Below are 14,002 nucleotides of genomic sequence, written 5' to 3'. Positions count from 1 at the left end.
ACCACCAGCATGACCACCCCGTGGCGAACCAGCACGCCGACACACCGCTCACAACCCAAGAATTAGAAAACTAATTCCCGACGCAGGACACTAGACACGATAGAAGTTGGAAATGAATACGCGTCGTATCGCACCGTGAAATCCGGCGACATCGAAAAGCCGACCATGCCCTGGTTACCCCCTGCCTCACGCCGCCGTCGCAGCCAAGTTGAACGAGTCCACCCGCGCCTAGGCACGGGTGGACAGGATATCGGCCTGCTCGGTCACTGGGCCTACAGGTGAAGCGTCACGGGTAAGGGACCGGCTTCGGGGTTAGATGGTGAGCGGTGCCGGGTTCATCGACGAGCCGTGTGAGCCATTTCAGGCACCACGACTAGCGTTGCGTCGCTGACCAGGAATGCGAGTTGGACTGTGCACTCGTGAAGTCCGGCACGGCCGAGGTTCCCCGGAGGCCAGCAGAAACATCAGCGTGCGGGTCGGCGCCGCAATCTCCCGCTCGCTGTCCCCCGGCTGAGTCACGCTTGAGAACAGATGACTATCCCCCGCCTGTGGCTTCGACAACAGGTAGGTCGAGCTCAACCCACGGGCCATGTACTGTGAACAAAGTCAACGGAAGCAACGAACTACAGAGTCTTCAAGGGCGACACATGGTCTGTTCTCGGCCTAACCGGTGGATTCGAAGCCGCCAGGGAGGAAGCAATGCCTCAACCGACAACGGTGCCGGTGACCCTGGCCGAGATCGCGCGGCTCGCCGGTGTCGGTCGGGCAGCAGTCAGTAACTGGCGGCGGCGGCACGCATCGTTTCCCGCACCAATCGGTGGCACCGACGTCAGCCCGCACTTCTCTCTGACTGAGGTGGAGGCGTGGCTACGCCAGGAAGGCAAGCTCGCAGACATCGGCGAGGTCGAACGCCTGTGGCCCCTCATCGACAATCTGGGCGACCGGAATCAGGCTGGGCTTGTTGTCGCCGCCATGGCGCTGCGGCGCAACACAACTCGGGCTGTCCTCGCGTCCCCTCCAGTTCTCGATCTGGGACCCGCTGCCGAACATCTTGTGCAGCAGGCGATTACCGCAGCCGACAAAGCAGGCGCGCCGGACGAGACATTCGAGTATCTACTCGGGCGCTGGCTCGACGCCCATATCCGGCAGGTCACCACCACGCCGCGTCCACTGGCCGCCTTGATGGCCGCAGCTGGGGTCGCCGCCCGCACACACAACGCCCCAGGCGACGCGGTCGTCTTCGACCCCGCGTGCGGGTCAGGCACCCTCCTTGCCGCAGCAGCCATGTCTCTCAACGGTTCCAATCTGCAGCTGATCGGCAATGACATCGATCCCGTCCTCGTGGCCGTCGCGACCGCACGCCTGGTCACCGAAGTCGAACCACTCAGCGCTGGAAATGCTGTTGTCGAGATCACGACCGGCAACAGTTTGCTGGCTGATCCGCACCGCGATGTCCAGGCTGACCTGGTGCTCGCCCATCCACCGTTCGCCACCCGCAACTGGGGCCAGGAAGCGGTCGTGACCGACCCACGTTGGCGCCTCGGGCTACCACCGCGCGGCGAGCCGGAGCTGGCCTGGGTACAGCACGTCCTTGCCCGGCTCGCGCCGGGAGGGACCGCAGTGATAGTCATGCCACCAGCAGCGGCAGTCCGGAAGTCCGGCCGCCACATTCGAGGCGCACTCGTGAGTGCGGGCCTACTACACGCGGTGGTTGCTCTGCCCGCGGGCTTGGCGCCGCCACACAGCGTCGGGTTACACCTGTGGGTTCTTCGGAGCCCGGATGGCGCCCATCCGGGCACCTCGCAGGTTCACCTCATCGACGCGACTGCCGCCGCGCGCCCGACCAATCCGACAGAGTGGGAAACGCTGACCAGCGCAGTCCTCGAGATCGTCTCATCCTCGGCTCGGTTGCTTCGGCCCGCCGTCGATGGCCTCGTCCACCGAGCCGTCACCGCGACGGACATCATATCGGGCGACGCGGTGCTCACACCCGCCCGATACATCCCGACATCAACGGGAAGGGATGCGTCCCAATCGATCTCCGCGTCCTGGTCGTCCGTCGCCGATACCTTGTCGAGCCTCGAGGAAGCACGCCGCCAGCTCTCGGAGCTGCAATGGCACGACTCCGCGACAGTCGGGACAACCACCGTCGGTGAGCTGATCCGTGCGGGCGTGGTCGACCTGCACACCGGGCAAGCGCTCGACCTCGACGCGATCCGGATCGGCACGCGGGGTTCGGCCGACTATCCGGTACTGATGATCTCCGATTTGATAGGCGACGGCACGCGCCGATGGATGACCATGCGGACGGCCCAAGCGGCTCAACTCGTCACGACTGAACCGAACGATGTAGTGATAGCTGGCGCGACCAGGGCGTTCCGAGCGTGGGTCGAGGAAGGAGAACCCACTGTGTTGGGCCCCCAGCTGCACATTCTGCGCGCCGACCCAGAGCGTCTCGACCCGTGGTTCCTCGCAGGATGCCTTCGCGCACCATCGAACGGCAGGCAGGCAGGCACACATACGTCGAGCTCGGCGCGCATCGATGTGCGGAAGCTGCGGGTGTTACAGCTCCCCGCCGATCAACAACGACAGTACGGCGCAATCTGCCGACGTATCGCCGCCTTTGAGCGGCACCTGCGCGCAATCGCCGACATCGGCTCCCGACTAGTCGACGACCTGAGCGACAAGATGGCTGCGGGACTTCTCGATCATTGATGCCCCAGTTCGCCAAGAACTTCCGCAACCTGTTCCACATACTTGAGCTCTCGCAGGTAGGTAACCAGTTCGGACCACACCTCGCGCACCGCGGCGGCGATCGGATCGGGCAGACCCGCGATCGTCGCGTCCTGTTCGGCGAGTGTTCTCAGCGCCTGACCGCTGCGGCCGAATGCCAGACCGCATTCGGCTGCGCGTATCAGGGCGATCGCCGCGGCCTTCCGCTCCTCAGGGCTCGATCCGCCAGCCAAGTCGGCGGCGATCTCACGGTAAAGCTGTTCGGCGTCACCGCACTCACCCCGAACACGGAGTCCTTCAGCGGCCAGGAACCTCGCCCGGCGGGCTTCAGGACGCCGAGGCCCCCATTCCTTCCGGATCGTGTCGGCAGACCGCGCCAGGGATTCGAGCGCTTCACCAGGCTGTCCGTCTGCCAGCTCCTGCTCCGCCTCGTCGCACAACGCGCGCACCTCACTCTTCTTGAGCCACGAGGGGCCCGGCCGCCGCCGCTGACCCGAACCGAAAGGAGCCATCGAGCCTTCATTCGGCGAACGGCGCTTCTGGGTGGGGTCCGGGTGGGGCCGTGGCGCGGGTATCGGACCCGAACCCGGCGCAGGAAGGAGCGGAGTCAGCGCGTCACAGATCTCGGCCATACATGGTCGACCGCCAGGCTGCTTCGCCAACATGCGCAGCACAAGCTCGTCGACCGCCAGGGTCACGTGCGGTACGTACTCCGTCATGGACGGGGGCTGATTCTCGAGATGTTGTCCCGTCAAGCCATCGCCCAGAAACGGTGTCCGGCCGGTGATCATTTCGAAGATGATGCAGCCGAGCGCATAACTGTCGGTGCGGGGTTCGACCGGATCGTCCCGGATCTGTTCCGGCGCTTGATAGCCCTTGGTACCCAGCGATCCGCCCTGCATGGTGTAGCGCGTCGTGCCGGTCGTGAGTGGGAGGGCGATACCGAAGTCGATCACGAAGGGCTGGCCGTCTTGTCTGATGATGACGTTCTGCGGCTTGAGATCACGATGGACGACGGGCTTGCGATGAGCGGCATCGAGGGCACTTGCGATGGCTACCGCGATAGCGATGGCGTAGTCCTCCGGCAGCGGGCGCCACCGCTCAAGATAGTCGTCGAGCGGGATTCCGTCGATGTACTCCATCACCAGATATCGCGTGCCATGATGCTTTCCTTCGTTCACGAATCTCGGTATCGCCGGATGCTGCAGTTCGCCCAACAATCTGGCCTCACGCGCGAACCGCGCGTACACGACGTCGACCGTATCGGCGTGCCACTGCGTATCCACCGCGTCGAGAATTTCTTCGGTAGGCCGCAGGAACTTCACCGCCACCAAGAGCTCGGTGCTCTCGTCGCGTGCGCGCCAGACTTCCGCGACACCGCCCTTGCCGACTGGCTGCTCGAGCCGGAAGCGGAACCCTACGAGGACACCTGGCCTGATCTCGCGATCGATCACCGCTCCACCCGTCCGCAGCGCAGCATCGAGAACTGAGCCACCACAGAAACTTTCGGCACCGGACTCCTCGCCTTCCAGGCGGCACACTTCCGCCGACGTGAAGCAGACTAGCAGACATCTTTTGGTTGACGGAGTTCACAGATCCATGGGATGGTGGGTATGCACGCCGCGCGACTACCGCACCCGGCCCTCGCCCAGCACGGGAGACCCTGTGAGCAGATGGATTCGACCACCCGGTACGACAGGAAAGGCTGGACTCGTCCGAGTCAGCAGCGTGTTGACCCGGGAGCTATCACAGTCCTGTCCAGTCAAGATCTCAGTACATGCCCGGCCGCAGATCCGCGCCAGCACCCGGCCGCGCCGTGCCGAACCACCCGTGATCGACTTCGCCTTCGCCCCCTTGATGCGCGCACTGGATCACCTCGAGCACGGGCCGCACTCGGTCGCCACGACACTCTCCGAATTATGGCTTACCGCAGGTCGATTCGATGAGGGCGGTCCACCTGCCCATCACGGTCTGCTCGTCTGGACCGAGGAGGCACTGACCCGATATCTGGTGGCGCGCCACGAACGGCATGGCGCCGAGGCGGGCCACGGCGGCGAGCTGGTGCCGGTCGCCCCCGAGTGGGTCGCTTGCTACGGGGATCTCGACCGCGAGCCGGACTACCGGGGAATCCAGAGAATCGAACGGACTGCTTGGGGGCGGCGCTATTCCTCACCCGATGGTCTGGTCCGGGAATTGTGGATCCCGTCCATCGGTTCAGTGCGCGCCGACCGACCGGTAGCCGAAGTTGCCGCCGCCGCCGCGGTGGTCGCCCAGGGCGCCGAATGTACGAAGCCCAAATGGCCCAATACCTACCGCGAACTCAGCACCCAGTCACGCAGGCCCGACATAGTGCGAATCGTAGGATTCGGCAGCCTGAACGGTGAGGTGGAAGAACTCTTCGCAGGCACGTCCGACACGGTCCGCGACGACTACCGCAACCACACTGCGGAAATCTTCGCGCAGGCGGTCAGCGGCGCAGGCGCGCCTGTTCCCGGGGCAGACTGCGTCAATTGCCGCGTCATCAACCGCTGTGATGCCCTACGACGCACTCCCAGGCTCTGGAACGCCGACGATCCGGCGATTCACGCCCCCCGCCGGACGCTGTCGGTCTGGGATTTACGGGTTCACACCGAATGCCCGGCCAGGTACCACCTACTACGGCAGCTCAAACTTCGCAGCGCGTACGAAGAATCCGCAGCCGCTCGCCGCGGTCGCGCCGTGGACGGCTGGCTGAACGAACACCATCGGTCGCCGATGCCGGGCGGCTGCCGATCGGCGGGGCTTCCCGACAACCCGGCAGCCTGGTCCGCTGAAGGGCATCACCTGACCGGGCAGCCCGCCTTGGACGGTGCCGCGATGCTGGCTCAGCACCGGGTACTGTGCCCCGTCGGTCGCGGAGAATCGTTCGGGGACATCCAGGTTCAGCGCCAGGTTGTCGCATACGACGAAACACTCGAGGTCATCGTCATCGCGACCCCGGATCTGCTCTACACCGACGGTGGCGGGTGGGTGTGGCGTGAAACCAAGACATCGACCTCTCCTCTGTGGGACCGGGAACCGTTGCTGCGTACGTATCCGCAGCTCGCCATGGCCACCCTCCTGCTTGCCGCCGGAGCCCTGCCCGGCGCCCCGAGACGCTCTCGGGTGGAGCTGGAACACCTCACCCCGGATCGGTGCACTCTCGAAACCATCGACCCGAGCCGACCCACCGTCCTCGCCGAAGCTCGCTCGGTCATCGAAGACCTGGCTGGACCACTGCTGGCAGACCGAACTTTCACGCCCCGTCCAGGACGGCATTGCGACGGCTGCGAAGTTCGCCGCTGGTGTTCTGCCGCACCAGGCGACACCAAACCACCCCAAGCCGAATCAATCGCGAAGGACGGCGATGAAAACTGATCTCGGACTTGTCCACACGATCGCGACCGCTGTGATCCGGCTCGCCGACGCGACCGGACCGGCCGCACTGTCGGTACCGTACGACGACGAGGCGGTACGTGCGCTCAACGGCACCGTGCTCAGCTGCCTGAGAATCGGTGCCGAGCCGCCCTCAGGACTGCCCGATCTGCTGCGATGGTGCCGGACTCGCCCGCTGGAGGACTGGCCCCTCGATCTTCCGGAGGATGTATTCGGCCCGGACGATCGCCTGATCGACCCGGACTCAGGCGAACCAACCCAGCTGTGTCACGAATGGTGGATCGAGGGGCGCGACAGCGCGGCCGCGACATTCGATCGGTCTATCATCCGCACGGCGATGAAACGCTGTCACGATGCCTCATCGCCGGAGTGCTACACCGCCTTTCGGCGGCTACTCGTCACCACGCCGGTGCTGACCACGGATCTGGAACACGAGCTGGCCACGGACCACTTCCTCGATCCTGTTCGTGACCTGCTGACGTTGGCCTACACCTCGGTGCCTCCTGGCTACTCCCACCGAGGAAAGTTCGCCACCTGCTGCCGATGCCGAATCCTGCTGACACCGACGACCGACTGCGGCTGGTGGTGCGAACGCGATCAGTGCCGCAGCCGCGGGCCGGCAATCGTGGGCCGACTGTTGAGCACCGAGGATACCGGACCTCTGTTGCACCTAGTGCGACCGCTCCGGCACTTCGTCACCGGCCCAGGACTCGCCGAGATCGAGCTGGAGCAGCGACTCACAGCAGCTCGTGGTGGTCTGCGAATCGAGATGTGGCCCGGCTACGACGCCTACGACCTCCGGATCACCTTCCCCGATGGCCACGTCTGGGCGGTCGATGTCAAGGACTGGGCACACCCCGGGCTGCTGGGACGAGCCGCACGACCGGTACCACCCGAACCGCCCTATGACGAAGCGTTCTGGGTAGTACCGCAATTCAGGGTCGAAATGCGCCGCGAGTACCTCGATATCTTCGCCCGCAACCGTCCCTCCGCCGCGCGAAACCTCACTCTGGTCACCGACCGCGCCCTTGTCGCCGCAGCACGGGCACGGCTGCGTGATGGGGCGTCACGACCGAAAGGAGCAACTGATGCGTGACCGAACCAGTTGGTACCGCGACATCACGAAGGCGCTGGATCCTTACGCCGACGAGTTCGGCGACGTTCGTCCTGCCCTACTGTGCCAGGTGGAGCTTGGCCTGCGGTTGCTGGAGCGGCTCGACCCCGATGCGCCAGCGTCCAGTGCGTGGGCCCTGCTCGGTGGATACCCGTTCGGAACCTCCGCGGGTCTTGTCGTCAGCGAGGCTGATCGGCAACTGGTCACCAACGCTCGCCACCGGCTGTGGACTATGCGGCGAAATCGCGTGTGGCAGCAGAGCCTGGATGTCTACCGTGCTCTGCCTGACAGGTTGCGCGGTTACCGGCTACATGCCAACGACCGTGCTGCCCACCGCATCGACCCATTCGTGGTCGAGGACCGGTTCGCTATCTACGATCAGGCACTCGAAACGCTTCCGTCTTTTACGAGCAAACCTCTGCCACTCGCACCGGCAGGTGCGGCGCGATTCGTTATCGGTCGCAGATTCCGCTCCTCGGTAGCCATTCCCGAGGACCTGCTCTTTCCACCCGCCGCCAGCCACGACCTCACGCAGACGCGGAGTCGCGATCCTCTGACGATTCCGCTCAGTGAGCTAGGGGAAGCAGCTGAGTGGATGGACGAGCAAGAAGCACGCTCCGGCACGAAACCTGGGAACTGGAAAGGCCGTTTCACAGATCTGGAACTCGCGACCAGAAGTGCCGACGGCACGAGGTTCGGACAGGCGGACGAACTGCAGCTCGACCGGTTGACTCACATGGTCGGTATGGTCGGTGCGGGCAAAAGCACGCTCATGACGGTCATCGCCGTCTGGGCGGCACACCACGACCTACGCATCACCCTGGTGGTCGGCGACGTAGCCGAACAGCTCGCGCTGACCGAAGTCTTTGCCGCGTTGAAACTCTCAGCCGCCCCGGTGCTTGGAACCACCACCAGAGAACGTCATGCCCAGCGTCTGCACCGGCGCATCAGCTCGCGCACCGGACAACCGCTGCTTCTGCACGAAGATCCTGGCTTCGATTACCTGAGCACCGCGTGTCCGCTCGATGCCCAACGCGGACTGGAAGCTGGCGAACCGCTCCGCTACGCGGACGCGCCCTGTACTGCGCTGTATCCCGCCGCTCCCTCCCAGCCCCCGGATGCAGAGAACCGCCTGAGCGGCTACCGCGCCGAGCGCACCGCACCGCGCGACAGCGATGAGCGTCTGGGCGCATCACACGGATGCCCGCTGTGGAGTCGCTGTCCACGACACCGAGCTGCCCACGACCTGGTCGACGCCGACATCTGGGTGGCCAACCCAGCGAGCCTGATCCAGAGCGCAGTTCCGCACCATCTCAACGCAGAACGGATGCGCCATCTGGAACTCGCCTGCATCCGCAGCGACATCGTGATCATCGACGAGGCCGACCGAGTTCAGATGCACCTCGACGACACCTTCGCACCGTCCTCGACCCTGGTCACCCGGGGACCCGAATCCTGGCTCGACCGCCTGGGTACCCACAAGATCACCGAACTGGCGCGCTCGGGCCGCGTGCAACTCACCGAACGCGACGTCGAGCGGTGGACAGCGGCACTGGAGGTCGTCAGCGCCACCACCAACCGCCTCTACGCCCTGCTGATCGCCGACCACGAACTTCGTTCCTGGGTGGAGATCGACTATTTCAGCGCCTGGACCCTCCAGGAGAAGCTCATCGAGGAATGGTTCCCCAGCCGCACGCACTCCCCCGACGACTTGATCGAGCGCGAGGAGGACCTCTTCGACATCGAGGACGAACCGACGGCCCAGCCTGGCGAAGGCCCTCCCATCCCAATAACTCCCTGGGCGCAACGACGTTCGGAAGTCACCGCCTGGATGGACGAGTTCCGTGACGATCCGCTCGGCGACAGTGGTTCACACCATCCCACCACCGAACTCCTCATTCGTACGACACACAACCTGCTCCACACCCAGGACGAATCGCACACGCGCGACAGGGTGCGCACACTTCTCGAACAGCTGGTCCGCGGAGCACCAGGACTCCAGCCCTCCCAAGACAAGAGCCCGGACTCGCGCGGTCTGCGCGGCAGCGAACCCTGGTATCAGCGGACCGTCCGACGACTCGAGTTCACCCTCCAGCTTGCCGTACTCCACCATCGACTCAGCCGGATCACCTCCCTATGGCCCGACGTCGAGTCCGCGCTCAATCTGGACAACACCGACAACGAACTCGCCCGACGGCCACCGCTGGACTATGCCCCACTCGTCCCCGAAGCCCCCATGGGTAACGTGCTGGGCTTCCAATACCTGCCCGACGATCCTGATCTGACCTATCGTCCGGCAGGGCTCTGCACCGGCACCCTCCGCTTTTTCCGGTGCGCCGGTGTCGGTCGGGAGCTGCTCCACGCGCTCCCCGACCTCGGCGCCGACCCCGCGATCGGCCGTCACGGCCCCCATGTGCTGCTCATGTCGGCGACCAGCTGGGCGGGCACATCCACTCGAGCCCACGTGCTGGCACCCGTTGCTGCGATTCTCAAGCCGCACGACAAGGCAGTAAAAGCAGTCGAGGCCACCACCTTCCGCACTCGGTTCATCTACGACAAGGACAACCGGCCGATCACTCTCTCCGGTCAGGACCACAGTGTTCGCACCGATGTGCTGCGGCAGCTCGTCACCCAGCTCGGCCGGTCACCCGCGAACGGCGACGTCAGCCCGATACAGGAAGAACTCGCCCAGGTCTCCGACGACCGCCGACGCCGGGCGCTGCTGCTCGTCGGCAGCTACGCCGACGCCTCGATCGCGTTCGACGTCCTCGATCAATTTCCCCGGTGGCGCGGGCACGTCCGCGTGCTCACCCGCGACGACGCGGAACTCGACAACGGCGCCGACATCCCGGACCACCGGGGACCATCGACCGTCCGGCGCGGCGACCTCGCATCCTTCACCGACGACGAGTCAGCCGAAATCCTTATCGCCCCGCTGATGGCCATCGAGCGCGGACACAACATCCTCAGTCCGCCGCGTGGCCCCGACGGCGAGCGAGTTGCCGCGTTCGGGACGGTGTTCTTCCTGGTCCGGCCGCACCCCCGCCCGGACGATCTGTCCCTGGCCATCTTCGCCCTCAACGACTGGGTATCCCGATTCACACGAGACCTCATCGCACACAGTGATCACGGCACCTTCACCGAACTCGCCACTCGGGCAGACGATCTCGGCGCTGCCGGGCGAACATTCCGGCACATCGCCCGCCGCGAATGGCATCGCCTCCTCACCCGCCGATACGTCTACTCCCGCTTGAATCCGGTCGAACAGGAATCGTTCGCCTGGGACCAACTGGTCAGCATCTGGCAGGTCATCGGGCGTCTCGTCCGCGGTGGTGTGCCCGCACGCGTGGTGTTCGTCGATGCGGCATTCGCGCCAGCCACCGCGTGGGCAGGCGCACCGGGCCCACAACCCCAGACCCGCAGCCGTAAACCTGATCCCGGTCTCCTCGTTCGGCTACGAGACATCCTGGAACCGTACTTCGACAAGTCAGCCGATTCAGGTGCGTACCGAGACGCCGCCGAGCCCGCGCTGGTACAGACGCTATATTCCCCGCTCTACAACGCCCTGAAGAACATGCCCCTCGTCACCTAACCGCCACGACGCTGACCCGGAGACCACCATGGGTTTCACCTACAGATCTATCCACCGAGCCGCCTATGTCCCGGTACCCGACGCCGAACCCTGGACCGTTCAGTACCGGACGCTCCCCTTCCCAGACCAAGCGCAAGGCAGCGTACTCAGCGTGCGCAACTATGGCCGCGCGCCCGAACTGGAGCCGCTGGCCACCGTCCCCACCCGTCGATTGGACACGGTGTTGCAATGCCTCGCGCCCGACCTTGTGGTCCGGCCGCGCCGCCAGGATGATCCCGACGCCTGGCTGTACATACCCGAGCCCTTCAGCGATCCGCTGCCGGGGAACACACTGAATCGCCTGCTCGGCACCTGGCTCCGCGATATCGGCCCGACGGACGCCGCCACCGATCCACAGTTCCGTGCCGTACGCGCGCAGGCACAGGCCGAACTGGACACCACGGCGATCGAATGGGACCACACTGTCGTGAGCCTGCTGGATTGCCCCGTGACTGCGGGTGGCACCGCAGACCCGGCCGTACGCCTATTCCAGCTCACACCCGATGCCCTCGCCCGACGCATCACCAAGCTAGATCCTTTCGAATTCGACGGCGGCACACTAACTTTCCACGCCGTGGCGCGTGGGCCGCGTCAGCGTGGCGCCGAGCTGATGTCCCAGCCGATCCCCCGAGGGGTGAAGGGCAAACGTTGGTGGTTCTCCATCGTCATCACCATCACGTTGCACACCACCCCGTTCGACCCACGCCCACGAATCCACGTTCACACCGGTGTGCGCCGCTGGGCGACACATCCCGGCAGAAGCACGGGAAAGATCTACTTGCCGCATGGCCGAGCCACGTCGGTGTATCTGCGGCCGCCGATCCCCTGGCTGCCAGGCGCTCCCGTGAGCGATCGCTTCGCGGTGGCACAACTCGCGTACGACCGGCAGATCGGACAGATCGGCTGGGTGGAAAACGGTCCGACAGGCCTTCTGCGTGGGCTGACCCTCCGACAGACGTTCCCCGAGCCAACCGAACTCCTCGCGTCGCCCGAGGACTGGCTCGCACCCGACGAACCCGGACTCCGCGCCGCCGTCGTACACAGTAATCACATGGGCGAACACCGGGTCGGACCAGGACTGATGTCGGATCAACGCTCGCGGATCATGGAGTGGATCGACCGAGCTCTGCCGCCCGGTCTCGCCCGGATGCCTTCGCTGTGCCGCAGTTCCGCCGGTACCAACAAGCCCGCCAATCCCCGATCCACGGCGACCGGTCCGGCTAAGGTCACGGCGCAGCAGCTCGCTGCCGTCACCCGGCGGACGGCAGTCGCAGCAGCGACCCGGGCGTCGACTATCGACGAAGCCGATCTTTCCATCCCCGTTCTCGATTGCCGGCTGCTGTGGCAATCGCCCACAGTCCGTGATGCCGCGATCGTTCAGCTGTCCGAAGTCCTCGGGCTCGACCTTGCCTCCGCCATGCCCGACGGGGACCAGTTCGCCAACGCCTCGGCAGGATCCCCCGCAGTGCTCGAATGGCACACACCCGAGCTGACAGTGCATTTGCGATGCATACCCCTGGCAGGTGGACTCGCAGACGCGTTGCCGATCGATCGCGCGAAACGACCACATGGCGCGACACTGGGAGCCGCGATCTCCCGCCGTCGCCACGACGTCGCCCAGTTCCTCCAGCTCGACGGAGCCGAGCGAGCCCGACCTACCCTCGCCCTTGTCGAGATCGACCCCCGAGCGCGCTTCAAGCCCACTGACACCGACCCGAAATTCGCACTGAGACTCGGCTGTGCCGACGCCGGTGTCCTCACACAATTCGTCAACACTCCCTCCGCGGCACCGGGAATTCGCAACGACAGCAACGTCGAGCATCGAGTCCAGTCAGCATGGCTGGATGGGCTGCGCCAGCTCGGGGTGCGGGTACTTCCCGAACACACCCTCGGATCCGGATTGCCCGCAGGGTTACGTTATGCCGCCCTGTGGATGGTGAAGCGCCGGAAAGACGGGCCGACCAGGCTGCCCCTCTACCTGCCAGTTGCAGTCCTGGTCACCCCGGTTCCCGGTGTGCCCGGGCATGCGACAGTGGAGGGATGGGACGACACGACGTATTCCTGGCGGCCTTATCCCCACTTCCTGCTCGGTCTTGTCGAGCAAGCCATGGTCACCAGCGATACCGAGCCAGCAGACCGCGCGACATCGACTCGAGTCACCTCCCGCGCGTGGCATCAAAGGATGCGCAAACAACAGCGCCTCACCGGTGAGTTCGTCCAGCGGATCACCTTCGGCCTCTACGGGGCACCAACCGTCCTGATCGCGCACGCCCAGAACTGCCGCCAGCTCTGGCCCTGGCTACGTGACAGCACCATCCAACGCGACCTGATCCGAACTGGAACCGCACCGGAAGCCTCGATCCAGCACAACATCCGACTGGTCCGCATCCGGGGCGGGGAAGGCAAAGAGACTGCGCAGTGGTGGGGTGACGGAGAGACGAAGACCCCCAACGGACTCCCTTCGGGCCTCTGGATTCCGGACGGCGACACCACCCCGCAGAACCGCGTCTTCTACAGCACGACAGAAAAGGCCGCTACGTTCAAGAGCTCCGCGGTTGTCGCGGACCGGCTCGCACCTCGCGTGGTGTCCCGTGGCACAGCAAAAGGCAACGTGATCAACGACGTCGAAACGCCAGCCTGGAATCCGACCCTCGTCGAAATCACCGTCGCAGGTTGTCACCCGGACGATGATCCAGAAGCGTTCGCCCTTGCGATGCACCAGCTGCGGCAGGCACCCGACTACCTGGATGCACTCGCACTCCCGCTGCCCCTGCACTTGGCCAAACTCGCCCAGGAATATGTGCTGCCGACCGAGTCCGACGATGACCCACCTGAACCATCCGATGCACCGGACTCCGTCCGCGAACCCGCACCCGGTCAGCTCCTGCTGTTCGACGAGGAAGATGAGGCGTTGGTACCGCTCTGACGCCGAGGTCATCCGGTCTGGGCGGATGCCACTCGCACGAGGGGTCGTCGATGGCGGTATCACCGGCGGAGCTGTCGCAGCGATTCGCAATGACGCACGAGACGGGCTGTCGAACAGGGCGATCCAACGCAGGCCCAAGGGCCGGGTTCCGGACGGTCAAGGACGCCATAGACTCTGCATGGTC

The 14,002-nt window shown here is 65.1% G+C and carries 6 protein-coding genes; 5 read left to right on the top strand and 1 reads right to left on the bottom strand.

Annotation, left to right across the window (positions count from 1 at the left end; translation table 11 throughout):
• The first annotated feature begins 723 nt into the window (after window positions 1-723).
• Window positions 724-2,715, top strand: coding sequence for an N-6 DNA methylase (locus ACLML9_RS23180; protein WP_411947504.1), 1,992 nt, complete (start codon window positions 724-726; stop codon window positions 2,713-2,715).
• Here ACLML9_RS23180 and ACLML9_RS23175 read toward each other — a convergent pair.
• Entirely contained in the window at window positions 2,709-4,187 is a 1,479-nt protein-coding gene (locus tag ACLML9_RS23175) for a serine/threonine-protein kinase (RefSeq protein WP_411947503.1), read from the bottom strand. The genes ACLML9_RS23180 and ACLML9_RS23175 overlap by 7 nt on opposite strands.
• A 556-nt stretch (window positions 4,188-4,743) precedes the next feature.
• Here ACLML9_RS23175 and ACLML9_RS23170 point away from each other — a divergent pair.
• Genes ACLML9_RS23170 through ACLML9_RS23155 form a run of 4 tightly spaced genes read left to right on the top strand, consistent with a single transcriptional unit; the run spans window position 4,744 to window position 13,818 of the window.
• Window positions 4,744-6,129: a PD-(D/E)XK nuclease family protein gene (locus ACLML9_RS23170; protein ID WP_411947502.1), complete on the top strand. Its 1,386-nt coding sequence runs from the start codon at window positions 4,744-4,746 to the stop codon at window positions 6,127-6,129.
• The gene (locus tag ACLML9_RS23165) at window positions 6,119-7,243 is read left to right on the top strand and encodes a hypothetical protein (RefSeq protein WP_411947501.1); all 1,125 of its coding nucleotides are present in this window, start codon (window positions 6,119-6,121) and stop codon (window positions 7,241-7,243) included. The genes ACLML9_RS23170 and ACLML9_RS23165 overlap by 11 nt, the downstream gene beginning before the upstream one ends.
• Entirely contained in the window at window positions 7,236-10,853 is a 3,618-nt protein-coding gene (locus tag ACLML9_RS23160) for a hypothetical protein (RefSeq protein ID WP_411947500.1), read from the top strand. The genes ACLML9_RS23165 and ACLML9_RS23160 overlap by 8 nt, the downstream gene beginning before the upstream one ends.
• A 28-nt stretch (window positions 10,854-10,881) precedes the next feature.
• Window positions 10,882-13,818 carry a pPIWI_RE module domain-containing protein gene (locus ACLML9_RS23155; protein ID WP_411947499.1) on the top strand — a complete coding sequence of 979 codons (2,937 nt, stop codon included), beginning with the start codon at window positions 10,882-10,884 and terminating at the stop codon, window positions 13,816-13,818.
• The last annotated feature ends 184 nt before the right edge of the window (window positions 13,819-14,002 follow it).

The sequence above is a fragment of the Nocardia sp. NPDC002869 genome, from assembly GCF_046764065.1.
Classification (GTDB): Bacteria; Actinomycetota; Actinomycetes; order Mycobacteriales; family Mycobacteriaceae; genus Nocardia; species Nocardia rhamnosiphila.
This window is presented reverse-complemented; position numbering and strand designations above follow the sequence as displayed.

Coding starts and splice junctions, on each gene's coding strand:
- ACLML9_RS23165 (WP_411947501.1), top strand. CDS start 6,119: ATGAAAACTGATCTCGGACTTGTCCACACGATCGCGACCGCTGTGATC.
- ACLML9_RS23160 (WP_411947500.1), top strand. CDS start 7,236: ATGCGTGACCGAACCAGTTGGTACCGCGACATCACGAAGGCGCTGGAT.
- ACLML9_RS23155 (WP_411947499.1), top strand. CDS start 10,882: ATGGGTTTCACCTACAGATCTATCCACCGAGCCGCCTATGTCCCGGTA.